Consider the following 16,582-nt stretch of genomic DNA (forward strand, 5'->3'; position numbering starts at 1 on the left):
TTTGACTTCTTTTCGCTGCTATAGCAACTATGAGGCTAGAAACTGATGAAAAAAGTTAATATCTACCGCTTTTGTAATTACGCTTTAATAAGTTTAATATCTTGCAATCTGGTGTTGAGTCAGATATCTCCAGCTTTAACTCAAACAGTTTCTCTAATTAACCCCATGTCTGCACCTGCTACTAACTTAATTTGGCCTACTCAGGGTGTGCTTTCTCAAGGTTTCCGTAAATATCAACATGAGGGAATTGATATTGCTGCTGCAAAAGGGACTCCGATTTTGGCTGCTGCTGCTGGTAAAGTTGTGAAAGCTAGTTGGGATGATTGGGGATTAGGCAATTTTATCGAAATTAAACATCTTAATGGCAATGTGACGGTTTACGGACATAATAGCCGTTTATTAGTGAGTAAAGGTCAACAGGTCAAACAAGGTCAAATTATTGCCGAAATGGGTTCAACAGGCAATAGCACCGCCCCTCATTTGCATTTTGAATTTTATGCAGATGGTCGTTTAGCTAGTAATCCTCTGAGTTTATTACCGTCCGCCACCATCGCAAAAACATCAGTAAATCAACCAGTTACCCCAACTCCACAACCAGTTTCACATGCAAGTAATAATACTGATTGTCGTGGGACTACAGTTATGAATGGGGAGACGGCAACAGTTAGTATAAAAGTTTGCGAAGAAAATGGTCAGTTATTTTATTTGGGGAAATTGAAGCAAGAACCCAGTCAAGTGTTAAAAATTCGGGCATGGAAAGTTGATAATAACAAATATCAGGCAGAAAATGGTACTTTTTCCTACTTAATTAGCCCAGAAAAAATAGAGATTTGGCGCAATGGTAGTCAAATTCGTGCGGATAGTTTTCTCACTTCTCATGGTTTAGGGAAATAAAAATACTAACCTCTTTATGTAATTGATGATTTCATTACAAATACCTGATGTGACAGTTCAAATGGCGGAATATAGTAGCCAACAAGTTGTCGTGAATAAGTATAAAATCAATAGAGATGAAAACTAGACAAAAGTATCGCAAAATTTCACATAAAGGAGCAGATGATTATGGAATATTTGGCTTATTCCTATATGTATATAGAAGATGAAAAAACAAATGAAAATTTTGCATTAAATTTTCCCAAATCGTCATTTAATTGGCGGAAAATTTTTAAATCTTCTGCATGGTTAACTTTGGCTGGTGTGACTATATTATTAGCTACAGTGACTCAAATGCAGTTTGCTTCCGCAGAATATGCCAGAACGAATGGAAATTGTCTTAATATTCGTACCGGACCTAGCACTGCAAATTCATCTGTGGCTTGTGTCCGCAATGGTTCATACATTGGTGAAACTGGTCGTGTCAGAAATGGATTTGCGAGAATTTCTTCGGGACGTTACCGAGGATACTATGTGGCTGAAAGATGGATTGGTAATACTCCTGGCTATTCTCACCGCAGATATCGTTCTGGAGCCGGTGTTGGCGGTAGGGTAACGGTAGGATATGGCTCAAGAGGTGAACGAGTCAGAGAAATCCAAAGAGCTTTAGGGATTAGAGTTGATGGTGTTTATGGCTCACGAACCATTAACGCAATTCGTCACTTCCAAAGACGTAACGGACTGCGTGTAGATGGGGTTGTTGGTTATCAAACTCGGAGAGCTTTAGGTATTTAGGAACTGTCTAATCAGGTAACAGTTAGTCAAGTTTACAAACATACAGCACATCGGTGTTATGAGGTACAACAACCCCACCCCCAACCCCCTCCCCACAAGCGATGAGGGGGCTATGATGTACCTTATATACCTGTAATCTGCTGTAACTAAAGTTGTTTTTCTATTCCCTGTTGCTGGTAATTTTTGACAATTTGCAGAATGCGTTCTGCTGCATGGCCATCGCCAAAGGGATTAATGGCGGTGGCCATTTTGGTATAAGCGTCGGGGTTACTGAGTAGTTCACTAGCGGCTGTGACAATATTTGCGGTTTGTGTACCTACGAGTTTGGCTGTGCCGGCGGTAACGGCTTCTGGTCTTTCTGTGGTATCTCTGAGAACTAGGACTGGTTTACCCAGACTGGGGGCTTCTTCTTGTAATCCACCGGAATCGGTTAAAATTAAATGCGATCGCTCAATAGCTCCCACTAATTCAGCATAATCCAAGGGTTCTGTTAGGAAAATGCGGGGATGACTCCCTAACAACTCTTGCAATGGTTCTCTAACTGTGGGATTTTTATGTAATGGTAGTAATAAGGCTGTATCAGGAAATTGCTCTAAAATTTGTAAAAAACTTTGAGCGATATCTTGCAGTGGTTCTCCCCAATTTTCCCGTCTATGAACTGTTGCCAATATTGTCCTATATTTATGCCAATCTAACCCTGGTATATTGCAAACTGGTTTTTTTGCAGCCACATTTAATAAAGCATCAATTACAGTATTTCCTGTTAAGTGAATTTCTCCTAATACCCCAGAATTTTGTAAGTTTTCCACAGCTAAAGTAGTCGGGGAAAAATGTAATTGTGTAAGCTGGGAAATCAGCCTTCTATTAGCTTCTTCGGGAAAAGGATTAAATAAATCATCAGTCCTTAAACCCGCTTCCACATGACCCACAGGGATTTTTTGATAAAAAGCTGCCAAGGTCGCCGCAAAAGCTGTTGTTGTATCTCCTTGCACAATTACAAAATCTAATTTTTGAGCTTGAAATAATGCTTCTAAACCCTTTAAACTTCGACAAGTAATATCACTAAGAGATTGTTGTCGCTGCATAATCTCTAAATTCCAATCGGCTTTGAGTTTGAACAATTGCATTACTTGTTCAACCATTTCTCGATGTTGTCCTGTGAGAATTACCTGCAATTCAAAATCTGGAGAATTTTGAAAAACTTGAATTACTGGTGCTAGTTTAATAGCTTCAGGACGAGTTCCTAAAATAATGCCAATGCGGTGTTGATTTGTCATTAGTCGAATAATTACAACTTATTTTTAATTTTCAATTCCCCAAAAAGGTAAAGCGCAAGGCAATAATCATCCCCCTACCTGAATTATGGAATTATTTAAGCAGGTTTCCATGTACCGTGGAAACTATGAGGGATAACACTGGGTAATCCCAGTCTACAAATAGGTTCTGTATTTAGTCTATCACTCGCAAATATCCAAACTTCGCTACCATGAGTATTACCATCATAAACCACAGTTAACAGCCAACCTTGCCCAGAATTTTGCGGATTTTGGACATAAATAGGTTCAGAAGGATAGCGATTTTCTCCTATGTTTGCTTGCGTTAAAGTTCCAGTTTTGTGATCAAAACAAGCAATAATATTTAAAAGTTCCTTACCAACATCTGTCCCTGGTTGGAATCCTGACATATAGGTATAACGAGAAAATTGACCTACAGTTTGTGGAGGAACACTAGGAAACTCACAATGTTGATTTGAAAGTTGTTCAATTTTAATTACCTTTCCAGTTTGAGGATTAAGTTGAACTTGTGAAAATGTACTATTGGCAATTGTATGAGTTTCCCCTGTAGCTACTTCCCGTAAATATTGATTAGTTTGAAAATCTTCATAACGGGCAATATCTACAATTACCGCACCACTAGGATCTACATAACCATTAGCGAAATGCCACTGAAACCAAGATTCAGTTTCTCCTCGACTGACTAAAGATAAACTTTCTCTATCTAGCACTATAATCTGAGTTCCCAATTCAGGATGCCATTCTAGAGAATCACTATAATTACTTGTTCCTACCAAAACTGGCCAAAGATTTAACCGCACTGGGGAAATAAAAAAGATTAGATACTGTCCTGCTAAAACAAAATCATGTATTAGTGGTACTCCTTCTAATTGATGTATTGCTGTTTGGATAATTTTACCAGTCAACTCACTTTTATAAACATTAAGTGTGGCATTTAATCCAGGAGTTACACCAAAATTAAAAATTTCCCCTGTATTTTTGTCCTGCTTATAATGGGCAGAATAACTTAATTCCTTAGTTAAACTGCCTAAATCATCTTCACCACAAGTTTCTAAAGTTTGCAAATCTAAAGCATAAGGTTTACCACCTTCCCACAATGCCAAAAGTTTATCAGGTAATGCCAAAACTGAAGTATTCGCCGCATTTTTCACAGGTTTTATCCATTGATTCCAGATAATTCCTGGTGCAGTCATGCCATAATTACCATAAAGCAATTTACCCGCAGCAGTTTCTTCTTGATAACCTTTAGTTTGCACATAGCGATAAACCGCAACTGCTTCTACATTGGTAAAATTGACCGCGAGAATTGCCCCATCTCCATCAAACCAATGTCCCACTCGGATACCATTCCGTTCTAGTCGTGCTGGTCCATTCCGGTACAGTGTACCCCTTAAACCCGCGGGGATTTTACCTGCGAGAATAGGTAATTGAGTGGCAGAAAATTCTGTTGCTGGTTGAGATATTGCTCTAGACCATGCTTTTTTAGTTGACTTTTGATCAATTGTTTGCATATAGTATTTCTGGCTTACATAATATATACTCGTGACGGCTGATATTTGAACTTTTACCAAATTATAAAAACCTAGATGTGTAGGGGTTTAGCACTGCTAAACTGTAGAATCAAATAATCAAGCTATTGTGAGTATAGCAGAAGTCAGAATCAGGAGAATTATTCAATTAATTATTTTTGATTCTACCGCTTCCCTTATGGAAAAGAATATTAATTTAATTTTTGTAGGTTGGGTTGAACGAAGTGAAACCCAATATTAGTACCTTGTCCCGCAAAGAATAATCGGTAGTTTGGCGATCGCAGTGCTGGTAGCGTTAATTTCATATCACAACCCACTTCTTAAATTAAATTGAAAATGTCGGTATAATAAATAGTTATGTGTCATGGAAATAAGATTTGTAATGAATAAACAGGAAAGAATTTCAAAAGCTATAAAAGATGTCGTATCTGAAATGATGGAGCGAGTAATGGAGCGGGTTCTAATTACCGACCCTTTTATTAAAGAAAATCACCGTTCCAGTAAACCTCTTTACGCAGCATTAGTTCCTGATGAAATTTTTAAAGGGTCACATTTTGAGAGACGATTTGTAACTCCATTTGGAGGTGTATGGGAAAAACTTGCACAAGTCGTTGCTGTAGAAGCTCATGGTAATTGTCAAATGGGACATACGATAAACGGAACAATTGGAAAAGAAAGTTTAAGAAGGATTCAAGAGACTTTAAATAAATTAGAACACAATAAAGGCAAGGAAAAAATAAAACCTGATTGGGATAAAGAATTAAAATATATTAAGGCGGGAGGTGGACAAATTATTCATGCAAGTGTTGTATGTGATATTCTTATAGAAAACGAAGAAAATGGAATAAGGTATGCGTTTGAGCTAAAAGCGCCATTACCAAATAGCGACCAAACAAAAGCAAACAAAGAAAAATTATTTAAGCTTTTGGCAATGGAGCCAAAAGTTGTTGATTATGCCTTCTACGCTTTGCCGTATAATCCTTACGGTAAAAAAGAAGATTACAAGTGGACTTTTCCTATGAGATAGTTCAATATGTATGAAGATGAATCTGTACTGATAGGTGATGAATTTTGCGAACTTATTGGAGGAGCAGGAACTTATAGTAATTTCATTACAGAAATTAATGCAGAAGTGTTGAATGTTAGGAAAAGATTAAAAAAAAGGGTTCTTCGGTTCGTTTTATGGAAAACCTGGTTCAAAATCATTGAAAGCCTTATTGCGTGGGCATTTCATTCAAAATATGGGCATAATTGTTTATAACCCTTGCCCCATAAGGGTTTTGTTATAATCAATTCTTAATCACCATAAAAACAACGCAAGAGCCAAAAAAAGTACCATAATTTGATACAATCTAAAAAAATATAGATAAAGAATTATCAAATTATGCGCTTAAAGAATTTCCCAGAAGTGGTCAAAACAATATTGAAACCATTGCCCAAAAAAGATTATCCAGTTCTGGACACATTTTCATTTGTATCAGTGTGGTTACAGTATGTCATGGATAAAAGTATAGTGAGTATGAGAGATTTTTATTACGCTATTCAACATTTCTGATAGAGGGCAATTATGGAACGATACAATTTATTTACTTCAAAAATCTCAACCAAAGGTATTTATTTTTGAAAATGTCAAAGGATTGGTTGACCCCCGTAATAAAAAAGCTTTATCTTATGTTTTAGAAAGAATTGAGCAAGCAGGATATCATGCTAACTATTTTGTCATTAACTCCTTTGATTATGGTGTGCCACAAAATAGGATTCGCATATATATAATTGGATTTCAGGAAAAAGACTATTTCCAAAAATTCAACTTACCAAAACCAACAGATAAAAAACTAAAACTTGGCGATATATTAGGTGTAACATCCCAACGAAAACTAGATAATCAGATTGTTCAGAGAGACATATTTGGGAATATTATTGAATCTAAAAGTATGAGTCTTTCCAATACAAACGGATTCAATGATTACTTTTTATTTAACGACTTGAGAAATGGTCATACAACAATACATTCCTGGGACATTATTGAAACCACTCAACGACAGAAAGATATTTGTTTATTATTACTTAGAAACAGACGAAAAAGCAATTATGGAGAATTAGATGGAAATCCATTATCATTAGAACATTTTCAAAATCTAGATTCATCAATTAAACAAGAAGAAATTGATGAATTGGTGCAATTAGAAATCTTAAAATCTGAACAATATCGTTTTATTATCAAAAAGTATAATATTAAAGCTTTAACAAAGAATGAACAAACTTTGCTTTCATTCACCAATAATGCAGAAATAATTGTTGATAGTTTGAAAATCCAAAAAGGATTTAAATTAGAAAAAACATCAATAAAAAAAACAATTGAGTTTCTTAAAGAAAAAGATATTATTGAGTGTGTCGAAATTCGCTATGATTTTAAAAACACTAAAATAAGCACAGGATTATTTGGTGTAAGTCGGATCTTTTTACCAAGTTCTGATATTTTCCCAACTCTAGTTGCCAGCGACACAAATGACTTTATAACTTTAAAGACAATCGAAGCACTAAATCATCATGATTTTAAAAACAAATTCATCAAAGAAGTTTACGAATCAAGAGAATTTAGAAGAATTACTAAACGCGAGGCTTGTTTAATACAGGGATTTCCTCAAGATTTTAAATTACCAGAATCAAGACCAAGATGGATGAAACTAATAGGAAATAGTGTGTCAGTTCCCGTAATTGATAAATTATGCAAAGCTATTGTTGAGACTGGTGTATTTGAAAATTAAGAGAAGTCAATCAACCCCATAAAAACCCCATTATGACCACTGAAACTACCTTCACAAATTGGATAACTTGCCCTCAACCCAATTCCCGCGCCAAATTACGCCTATTTTGCTTTGCTTATGCTGGTGGTAGTGCTACGATTTTTCGGACATGGGCTGATGATTTACCAGCAACTATTGAATTATGCCCCATAGAAATTCCCGGAAGAGGAAAACAAATCAAATCACCTCCATACACAAAAATTCAACCTTTAGTTCCAGCAATAGCTACCAATATCATCCCTTATCTAGATAAACCCTATGCTTTCATCGGTTACAGTATGGGTTCATTAATTAGTTTTGAGTTAATTAGGCTACTTCGTTCTGAATATAATTTTCACCCTTTACATCTTTTTGTTGCTGCTCATCAAGCCCCACAATTATCTGCGGAAAAACCGCCAATTTCTCAATTACCAGATACCGATTTTTTAGCCAAAATATCCCAATTGAATGGAACTCCCCAAGAAGTGCTAAACAATGCTGACTTGATGCAGATATTTTTACCGATTGTCCGCGCTGATTTTACAGTTTTAGAATCCTATATTTATACTCCCCAACCTCCTTTAGATTGTCCTATTACTGCTTTCGGTGGTTTACAAGACCCAAGAGTTAGTTATACTGCCATTGCTGCATGGGAAAAACAAACTGTCGCCCCTTTTTTATTACAAATGATAGATGGTGATCATTTTTTTATCAACACTGCTAAGACTACTTTACTTAACCATCTAATTCAATCCCTCCAATCCTATTTCTAAGAGGGTGTTTGAAAGGTCATGATTGCTGTATCAAATGTTTTGACCCTCCCTAACCCTCCCCTTATAAAGGCTATCGTGTACACATAAGTTAAATTACCCCCCTTAATCCCCTCGATGCTTTGGGGGGAAACCGGAAAAATTAGTTCCCTCCCCTTTGCAAGAGGAAAGGGGGTAACAATGTGATGAAAGTTATGGAATACCACTTTTCAAACATCCTCTAAGAAATTTTTGTCCAAAAAAAGAGTGGATACTTCTATATTTATCTTCTAAAACATGAAAAATATACCTAGTGATGGGGGAATCATTACCGAATCCATACTAATTAACAGATTTCAAAATAATTGAGGATTTATATAGTACGGTTATCACGACGATCATATCTATAAAACCGAACTGTAATCAATTGATTTTCTGGTGCTACTATTTAATTGGGAAGCTAAAGATTAAGCTTCAAGAAGTTAAAAGTTAGAAGTTTTACCAGTAGCATTATTGTTTACCAAGTCAGAAGCTTAAGATTCAGTCTCACCAAATCAGAAAGTCCAATAGTGAATTTTTGAGGAGATAGATATGACACTTGTACGTTGGAATCCTTTACGGGAAATAGAACGCTGGGAACCATTCCCTGAAATGGGTATTATCCGTCAGCAAATGGATCGTTTGTTTGAGCAATTATTACCACCCGACGGAGGGGAAAAAATAGGATTGACTTTTATTCCTCCTGCCGAAATTGCGGAAACCGATAGTGATTTGAAGTTGAAAGTCGAAATACCGGGCTTAGATGCGAAGGATCTTAGTGTTGAGGTCACTCCTGAGTCGGTTTCTATTAGCGGCGAGCGCAAATCGGAAACAACAACAGAAGCGGAAGGCATGACTCGCTCGGAGTTTCGTTATGGCAAATTCCAACGGATAATCGCCTTGCCTGCGGTCGTGGATAATGAGAAGGTCGTGGCAGAATATAAGAATGGAATTCTCCATTTGACTATTCCTAAAGCCGAATCGGAAAAACACAGGGCTGTAAGGGTTAATCTCGGCTAATGGCTTTTGGTGGAAATGAATTAGTAAGGATGAATGGTTGGACAATCATTTCATCCTTCATTTTTTTATAATAAGTAGGAGAGATAATAATTCATGATTAATGATTTATGTTGTAAAATCTACCTAAAAATATGTTTCCAATTATATAGTTAATTCTCAAGATAGATGCTAAAAAGCATTTTTATATTTACGAGTCATGGGGGCAAAAAATCTAGCCTATATCCTTTTTGTACTTTTATGTAAGATATGAGCAAATATATCTCAGTCGCTGTTAATATATCGGAAATAGCAGTTTGTATCCTTGACCTAGATAGGAGTTTCTGATTTCTGGGAAAACTTCTCTAAAAACACACACTGATACAGTTTCATTTGCTTGAATAGCTATATAAAGAGGATTGAGATTGGCAATTATTAATTATGGCAACCAAAGTAATTGATGTTAGAGAATATACTGTCCGAGCGCACAAAAGACTGATTCATACGCGAGTTTTCCACTTTGTTTGTAAAGAATGTAATCAGGCTACAAAGCGGGAAACTTTCGGAACTCGCCCTTTATATTGTGAAAGTTGTCGTCCTCCCCAACCTCCTAAAAAATCACTCCAGGGATCTACACCAAGCAAACCTAGAGCCATGACTTACACTAGCAATATAGATTTAGGTTGAGTGAATTGCTATGAATTCTCCAGGACAATTACAAGCACCACCCGAAGTATTTATTACGCCATTGTTGGAATTACGAGATTACTATGGGAGTCTCGCCCAAAAGTACCAACGTCTATTCATAGAGGCGCGATCGCAATTAGATAATGTAGAATCCTTGTTATCTACATGGTCTTATACTAATGACAATGAACAAGTGGAGGCTGACGAAGAAGATTCACTCTTGTTGTTGTCTTCTAATCAAAGTTCCCATCTGGAATATTTGCATCCCCTAGAGTCAGAAATTCCTAAATCAGACCCTTTCAAAGTCGAACATTCCCTCTCTGAAGTGAGAGACTCGAACAATTTTTCCTATCAGCGTCGTCACTATGTTGGTAAGGGGGAAGATGTTCCTATGTTGGCTCACTATGAAAATATGACTCGCATGGAAGCACTCAAAAAGCTATTGCGAGAATATGTGGGAACTGTCTGTCACATAGATTTTATTGTGCGATCGCTCTATGGTGATTTAGAGTCTACTATTTTTAAAGTGGTTAAAGGTAGAGTCCAATCCTCTCTGACCCAAGGGAGGGAAAGTGGTTATTGGTCAGCGATTCCCAATGAACCGGGCTGTTATACCCTGGATTTAAATTCACTAGGTCCAATTCAAGGTAGGGGAATATCTAGGGGGATTAAATCCACCAAAACCAACAAACATTTCATCAGACCCCAAACGAAAGTAGTGCCGATGTTGGCACAATTTGATGGTCAATTTTTAATTGATGCTCTGACCTTATTTCTAGAACAAAATGCGGGACGAATTTTCAATGTGAATGAGATAGTTAATGGCATTTATGGACATCTAGACCCAGAGGAAGTCAGAGAGGTTAAAAATAAGGTTCTCAATGAACTATCTAGGGGTCATCGCACAGGCCGATTTGTCAGAGTTCCTCACCAAATCGGTCTATATACTTGGGATATGAATATGATCGCCAAAAAATAACACAAAAAAGGTGCGTTAACAAGTTGTAACGCACCTGCTTAAAAATGGAGAGGGGGGGATTCGAACCCCCGAAGGGATATAATCCCTTAACAGATTAGCAATCTGCCGCTTTCGACCACTCAGCCACCTCTCCAGTTCATGACTAATAATCGTAGCAGAACTTTTTGAGCCTGTCAATAGTTATTTTCTAAATAAATTCAATGACCAATGACCAATGATCAATGACCAATGATCAATGACCACTGACCACTGACCAATCTATAAAACTTGCGATCGCATCCAAGCTGCCGGCAAGGTGCGTAACTTTTTCCATTGGGGAACATAAGCTCGCTGACTGAACACATCATAATCATTGCGCTCAATCACCTCTAAAATCTGCTCATATAGCATAGATGCAGACCAAACAGGCCACCGAGCATCAGCAGCCAGGTAACTAATCCCCTTATCTGCTTGGATGTAGAATTTACGGGCGCGGTCAATTTGAAACCGCATGAGTGAACGCCAGCGGTCATCCACTACGCCGCGAATACATTCTTCCTCGGTGTAATTAAATTTGGCCAAATCTTCTAGGGGAAGATAGATTCTGCCTCGACGGGCATCTTCACCAACATCACGGAGAATATTGGTAAGTTGATTAGCAATTCCCAAAGCGATCGCCTCATCTATAGGCAGATAAGGCTGTTGGGTTTGATGCCAAGGGGCTGTATAGATACTATTATCTACCCCCATAATCGTCGTTGACATCAAACCCACAGTTCCCGCTACTCGGTAGCAGTAGAGGTATAAATCCTCAAAAGTTGCATAGCGACTGCGATACAAATCCATACGCTGACCGGCGATCATATCCCGAAAGGGTTGAATATCGAGCGGAAAGCGTTGGAGAGTATCTACTAACGCTACATCATAATTATCCAATGGGCATCCCGCAAAAATGGATTCCAGTTGCTTTTCCCATAGTTCTAGGGTTTCTGGCGTGGTGATAGCAGATGCCGGACCATCCACTAATTCATCTGTACGGCGACACCAGGCATAAATTGCCCAAACAGATTGACGCTTGGCCGGACTCATCAGCATCGTACCTAAATAAAAAGTTTTAGCGTACTTAGCCGTGAGTTCCCGGCAAAGGGTGTATGACTCATCTATAGAAACCAGCGTTTTCATGCGCGGGGGGGAATCAGGCAGTTGCAGCATTCGTGGCGGGCGGTCGTGTTGGCGTGTGCAGGTTAGAGGAATTTGCTACCGTCAGCGCTTGAAATATCGCCTGCGCTGTTAGTTTACCAGAAAGTACAGCCCCTTCCATACTGGCGAGATAGCGTTGCATTGTATAATCCCCAGTCAAGTAGAAGTTAGAAATGGGGGTTTGCTGTGAAGGGCGGTACTGTTGGCGACCTGGAGTAGCTTTGTAAACTGAACGCGGTGTTTTCACCACATGATATTTCAGTATTTTAGTCGGATTATTTCCCCCAAAATGTTGGGGAAAAAGTTTTTCTAACTCAGTAATAGTTGCAGCAACGATTTCGGCATCGGATTTAGATATCCAATCTTTAGCCGGTGCTAGGACTAATTCCAACATGGAACGGTCAGGATTGGCATATTCACGGCAAGTATTACTCATATCAGCATAAACGCTGAGGAGTGGAGAACGAGAAAATAGTAGATGATCAATATCTGTTAATTTGCGATCAAACCAGATATGAACATTAATCACCGGTACGCCTTCCAAACCCTCCAACTTTTGGAAAAACTCCATAGCTTTCCAAGAACTTGGCAAAATCGGCTTTAAAGGATCAACTGGAAGAGCCGATACATAGGTATCCGCTGTAAATATTTCATCTTCTGCCCCATTTAAGCCCCGCAGTAGGAATCCTTTTACAGTTCCATCCTCGTTGAGTAAAATCTCTTTTAAGGGCGCATTAAGACGCACCTCACCACCGCGTTCAGTGATGTGGTCAATAATCGGCTGACACAATCTTTCTGTGGGTGAACCATCCAGGAAGGCCATTTTTGAGCCGTTTTTCTCTTGGAGAAAGCGATTCAATGCCGTTAAGAGAACGGTGGCGGAAATTTCCTCTGGATCAATGAAGTTCAAGGCTTTAGACATAGCAATGAATACTTCTTTTTCTACTCTGGGGGGAACGTTTTGTTTTTGTAACCACTCCCGGAAAGAATATTTGTCCATTTCTTCGACGTACTTTTGCCCCTGGAGAATAGCAGGTAGTAAACCAATACCAAAACTGATTTTCTCCGGCCAGGTCAGCATATCGTTGTTTCTCAGAATTGCCACCATACCATTGATTGGTGCTGGCAAATCTGGAAAATCGAATCGGCTGTAAGTTCCCGGCGCTTCAGGCTGATTGAAAATCATTGTGTGTTCTTTCCACTGCAATCGATCTTCAATGTTCAATTCTTTGAATAACTGCAACATATTGGGATAGGCCCCAAAAAAAATGTGCAGTCCTGTTTCGTACCAGTCTCCATCAGCGTCTTTCCACGCAGCCACTTTTCCCCCAACTACGTCTCGGCGTTCCAAAACGATGGGTGTGTGACCTAGATCAGTGAGATATTTTGCACAGGAAAGTCCTGCTAGTCCCGCTCCCGCGATTGCTACGCGCATTTAAACCTACTATTCTTCAATATTTCTTAACTGTTTTGTCGTTCTCATTATACGTTGCAATCCTTTACATTTGGCACGGTAGGTCTGATTGCTTCCCAAAAAATTCCCAAAATTTTGCCCTGACTATGTAATTTACCTTCATCTTCGATCCAGAGGTAAACACAAAATTTTTTTACGTGATCAATATTTAGTGTAGTTTAAGACTCATTTTCAATCAGTGTATAGTTTGGCTTAACTGCCCATCATAAATACAAAAATGGGCTTCTTTACTCAGTGTTTATACGTTAGATGTGGATATGTGACAGTAAAGTAAATAGCAAATAAGAATTGTAGTTATAAGCAAAAATAATGGAAATATTAGTAATACCTCAAAACTAGATTTAAAAGTTTAGGATTTACGCATTGACAAGATTCCCCAAATATGTGACGTAAATTTTATCCCTTGTAGGGTGCGTCAGACACGATATTTTGACAAAAAAACAGATTCCCTCTATCTGACGCACCCTACTCAATAAGTTATTCCCAAAGCCGAAAACGACGCAATTTCCTTCATTCATATCATGGTAAATTAGTGAGCGTGCGTAAGTCCTAAAGTTTTATTTATTTAAATCTCCATTACGGTATATGATGATCCCAGACAGTTTAATCATCATTAAATCTGAAAAGGCATAGAAATTATGTAATTCAAAAAAAAATTTGTTCTTTGTTCAATAAAACTCTTTTTTTATTCAACCTGGGGATTATTTCTCTAGGAAGTGTGCATCTATCTGGAGAATAACTAAACTATGATATCAACGGGAATACTATGGGTGACATCCTTTACAGGTGGTGCTTTGATGTTGACGGCAAATTTACCACTGAGTTTAATAGCTGCATTTTCTCCAATCCAACTTCCAGCCAACTTAGTTAAGCCGCAAGCTAAATTTCTGACGATCGCTCAACAACATAAAAATGCTTGGCAAAAAACCTTAATATCAAAAACTGCTTTCACATTTGACTGGATAAATAGGCAATTATCATCCTACAGAAATAAGTCTATCGCTGTACCTTCAATAACCTTGAAGGCAAAAGAAACGCAATTTTGTCCCTCTGTGCCAGAAAATATAGCTGCACAACCTCACTTGAAAAATGTTACTAACTTTTTGCCAGTAGTTACACAAGTTAGTATTCCTAAGGTAGATTTATCACCTTCTACTGTTGTGCGATCGCTCCAAAGTTTCTTTAATGTCATCAGCAATCCAGTTGATCCAAATGGAAGTTATGATTACTCACCAGTATTGATTGTCAAGCAGAATCCATTTAGTTATGAAGTATGGGTTAATAACAGTTTTGTTGCCAGACTACCTGACCGCATTACAGCCAAAGCATTACAAAATCGCTTGCAGCAATTAATCAAATCACCCACTGTACAACCTACAAAATTACAACCGGGCTTAGTGGATAAAACTCCTTCCCTGATGGTAGGCAATCGGTTACTATTTGCAATAGATCAAAACCTTTCTACACAACTTGGTCGCAGCGGTGATATTTTGGCCTTGGAATGGACTAATAATTTGCGAATAGCACTCCAGTCCAAACCGCTGACCTTGGTACAAGGACAAATGGAAATGTATGGATTACAGTCCTCAAGCACAAAACTTTCTGGTATAGCTTCTTGGTACGGTGGCTATTTTCATGGTCGCTTAACCGCAAATGGTGAGATATATAATCAAGATGATTTTACTGTAGCCCATCGGACTCTACCTTTTAATACCTTCTTAAAAGTTACAAATTTAGAAAACAATAAATCCGTGATTGTGCGCGTTAATGATCGTGGTCCGTATATCTTACCCAGAAGCCTGGATTTATCCAGAACAGCGGCTCGTTGTCTCGATAGTGAACATACTGGACTCGTAGCTTATCAGGCTGTGATTTTACAACAAAATGCCCCACCAATGACATTGAAACCATCTCAACCAAAAACTGAAGACATGGCTAATGCGAAAAGTGAGTTATTAGTTTCCAATTTTTAGCTTAAACAGTAGAAGCCTCTCACCTACCCGATAGGGAGGTGATGAGATGAATACAATACGCGCGAGTGAAGAATTGACCGAAGAGCAAAATTGAGCATAGGGAAATCAGCAATGTTGGTCGATGAGGAACGAAGACTTTTTTCGTTTTTCTCCAAATAAGCGTCCTTGTTTCAATCCCACTATGAGCAAGGGTGGGTTACTCCTGCCTCCTAAATTTATCCTTTATTGATATCAAAATAGTTATGTCAATACCCCAATCATCACAAAGCTTTGGTAATCATTTAATTCTGGGTATTTCCGGGACAAGTTTAAATGATGATGATAAACGGGCATTAAATGAACTAAAACCCATTGGTGTCATCTTTTTTGCCAAAAACTTTCTTGACGGTGTCAAATATCCAATTTGGTTAGAACAGTTTAAAGACCTCATTGATGAAGTTTGCCAATATACTGAGCGTGACTCCATATTTACCACGTTAGATCATGAAGGTGGGCGGGTTGTGCGGACACCTTTACCAATTACCCGCTTTCCTCAAGCTTATTTATTGCAGTCTCATGCTTATGAAGTTGCCAAAGCCACAGCACTAGAATTAAAATCTCTGGGAATTAATCTTTCTTGGTCTCCAGTTGCGGATATTTTCTCTAATCCCCAAAACCCGATTATTGGCGCTCGTGCATTTGGAACTACACCGGAAACCGCTAGTCAAGCCGTGCGAGAATATTACCGAGGATTACGGGAAGAAGGAATTTTAGGTTCTGCTAAACACTTTCCTGGACACGGAGACACTAGCACAGATTCCCATTTGGAATTACCAATCTTAAATTTGAGTTTAGAAGATTTGCGAAATCGGGAATTGATGCCTTTTCAAACATTAATTCAGTCACAAATTCCGTTAATTATGACGGCGCATATTTTGTTTCCACAAATTGATCCAGAAGTACCAGCAACTTTATCTAAAATCATTTTGAATGATATTTTACGAAAAGAGTTAGGTTTTCAAGGTGTGATAGTTTCTGATGATTTAGATATGAAAGCTGTATCTGAGATGTTTATGCAATCAGGAACGATTGCGCGGGCTTTTCATGCTGGTTGTGATTTATTTATAGTTTCTCGAAATATCAATTCTTCTTCTTTAGAACGAACATATAAAATAGCTGAAGATTTTTCTGCTAGTTTGAATAATGGTAGTTTAGATGCAGCAGTTGTAGAAACTGCGAGGGAGAGAGT

The 16,582-nt window shown here is 38.1% G+C and carries 15 protein-coding genes and 1 tRNA gene (1 of these 16 cut by a window edge); 11 read left to right on the forward strand and 5 right to left on the reverse strand.

Going from position 1 to position 16,582, the window contains the following annotated elements; translation table 11 throughout:
* Positions 1-45: 45 nt before the first annotated feature.
* Together CA730_RS05355 and CA730_RS05360 are read left to right on the forward strand one after the other, a co-directional pair.
* Positions 46-894 (forward strand): M23 family metallopeptidase, encoded by an 849-nt coding sequence (locus CA730_RS05355; protein ID WP_096664904.1) that lies wholly within the window; start codon positions 46-48, stop codon positions 892-894.
* A 168-nt stretch (positions 895-1,062) separates the two neighbouring features.
* Positions 1,063-1,668, forward strand: coding sequence for a peptidoglycan-binding protein (locus CA730_RS05360; protein ID WP_096664907.1), 606 nt, complete (start codon positions 1,063-1,065; stop codon positions 1,666-1,668).
* A gap of 146 nt (positions 1,669-1,814) precedes the next feature.
* On the opposite strand, the gene wecB is transcribed toward CA730_RS05360, so the two are convergent.
* The gene (gene wecB / locus CA730_RS05365; protein ID WP_096664910.1) at positions 1,815-2,945 is read right to left on the reverse strand and encodes a non-hydrolyzing UDP-N-acetylglucosamine 2-epimerase; all 1,131 of its coding nucleotides are present in this window, start codon (positions 2,943-2,945) and stop codon (positions 1,815-1,817) included.
* A 95-nt stretch (positions 2,946-3,040) separates the two neighbouring features.
* Entirely contained in the window at positions 3,041-4,474 is a 1,434-nt protein-coding gene (locus CA730_RS05370) for a carotenoid oxygenase family protein (RefSeq protein ID WP_096664913.1), read from the reverse strand.
* 400 nt (positions 4,475-4,874) lie between these two features.
* Here CA730_RS05370 and CA730_RS05375 point away from each other — a divergent pair, with 400 nt between their 5' ends.
* The 7 genes from CA730_RS05375 to CA730_RS05400 all read left to right on the forward strand — a co-directional run bounded on the left by CA730_RS05375 (position 4,875) and on the right by CA730_RS05400 (position 10,728).
* A complete protein-coding gene (locus CA730_RS05375) occupies positions 4,875-5,519 on the forward strand; it encodes a TdeIII family type II restriction endonuclease (protein ID WP_197705501.1) in 645 nt (214 codons plus the stop codon).
* Positions 5,520-5,525: 6 nt separating this feature from the next.
* Complete coding sequence (locus tag CA730_RS25085; RefSeq protein ID WP_197705502.1) at positions 5,526-5,753, forward strand: hypothetical protein; 228 nt, start codon at positions 5,526-5,528, stop codon at positions 5,751-5,753.
* A 286-nt stretch (positions 5,754-6,039) separates the two neighbouring features.
* Positions 6,040-7,260: a DNA (cytosine-5-)-methyltransferase gene (gene dcm, locus CA730_RS05380; RefSeq protein WP_269076517.1), complete on the forward strand. Its 1,221-nt coding sequence runs from the start codon at positions 6,040-6,042 to the stop codon at positions 7,258-7,260.
* A gap of 32 nt (positions 7,261-7,292) precedes the next feature.
* Positions 7,293-8,051, forward strand: a complete 759-nt coding sequence (locus CA730_RS05385) for a thioesterase II family protein (RefSeq protein ID WP_096664916.1) — start codon at positions 7,293-7,295, stop codon at positions 8,049-8,051.
* A 567-nt stretch (positions 8,052-8,618) separates the two neighbouring features.
* On the forward strand, positions 8,619-9,086 hold the full coding sequence (locus CA730_RS05390) for an Hsp20/alpha crystallin family protein (protein WP_096664919.1): 468 nt from the start codon (positions 8,619-8,621) through the stop codon (positions 9,084-9,086).
* A 417-nt stretch (positions 9,087-9,503) separates the two neighbouring features.
* The gene (locus CA730_RS05395) at positions 9,504-9,749 is read left to right on the forward strand and encodes a hypothetical protein (protein WP_096664922.1); all 246 of its coding nucleotides are present in this window, start codon (positions 9,504-9,506) and stop codon (positions 9,747-9,749) included.
* 10 nt (positions 9,750-9,759) lie between these two features.
* Positions 9,760-10,728 (forward strand): hypothetical protein, encoded by a 969-nt coding sequence (locus CA730_RS05400; protein WP_096664923.1) that lies wholly within the window; start codon positions 9,760-9,762, stop codon positions 10,726-10,728.
* A 45-nt stretch (positions 10,729-10,773) separates the two neighbouring features.
* Here the strand turns inward: CA730_RS05400 and CA730_RS05405 are convergent.
* From CA730_RS05405 to pds, 3 genes are all read right to left on the reverse strand, one after another.
* Positions 10,774-10,861, reverse strand: a tRNA-Ser gene (locus CA730_RS05405).
* A 125-nt stretch (positions 10,862-10,986) separates the two neighbouring features.
* Positions 10,987-11,919 (reverse strand): 15-cis-phytoene synthase CrtB, encoded by a 933-nt coding sequence (gene crtB / locus CA730_RS05410; protein ID WP_096664926.1) that lies wholly within the window; start codon positions 11,917-11,919, stop codon positions 10,987-10,989.
* Positions 11,903-13,342: a 15-cis-phytoene desaturase gene (gene pds / locus CA730_RS05415; protein ID WP_096664929.1), complete on the reverse strand. Its 1,440-nt coding sequence runs from the start codon at positions 13,340-13,342 to the stop codon at positions 11,903-11,905. Before pds ends, crtB begins: the two co-directional genes overlap by 17 nt.
* A 785-nt stretch (positions 13,343-14,127) precedes the next feature.
* Between pds and CA730_RS25090 the strand changes: the two genes are divergently transcribed.
* Positions 14,128-15,354 carry a septal ring lytic transglycosylase RlpA family protein gene (locus CA730_RS25090; protein WP_197705503.1) on the forward strand — a complete coding sequence of 409 codons (1,227 nt, stop codon included), beginning with the start codon at positions 14,128-14,130 and terminating at the stop codon, positions 15,352-15,354.
* A 242-nt stretch (positions 15,355-15,596) separates the two neighbouring features.
* Positions 15,597-16,582, forward strand: partial view of a beta-N-acetylhexosaminidase gene (nagZ, locus tag CA730_RS05425; RefSeq protein ID WP_096664932.1) — the 5' portion only. It continues 109 nt past the right edge of the window; only the first 986 of its 1,095 coding nucleotides appear in the window; it begins with the start codon at positions 15,597-15,599; its stop codon lies off the right edge, out of view.

The sequence above is a fragment of the Dolichospermum compactum NIES-806 genome (genome assembly GCF_002368115.1).
Classification (GTDB): domain Bacteria; phylum Cyanobacteriota; class Cyanobacteriia; order Cyanobacteriales; family Nostocaceae; genus Dolichospermum; species Dolichospermum compactum.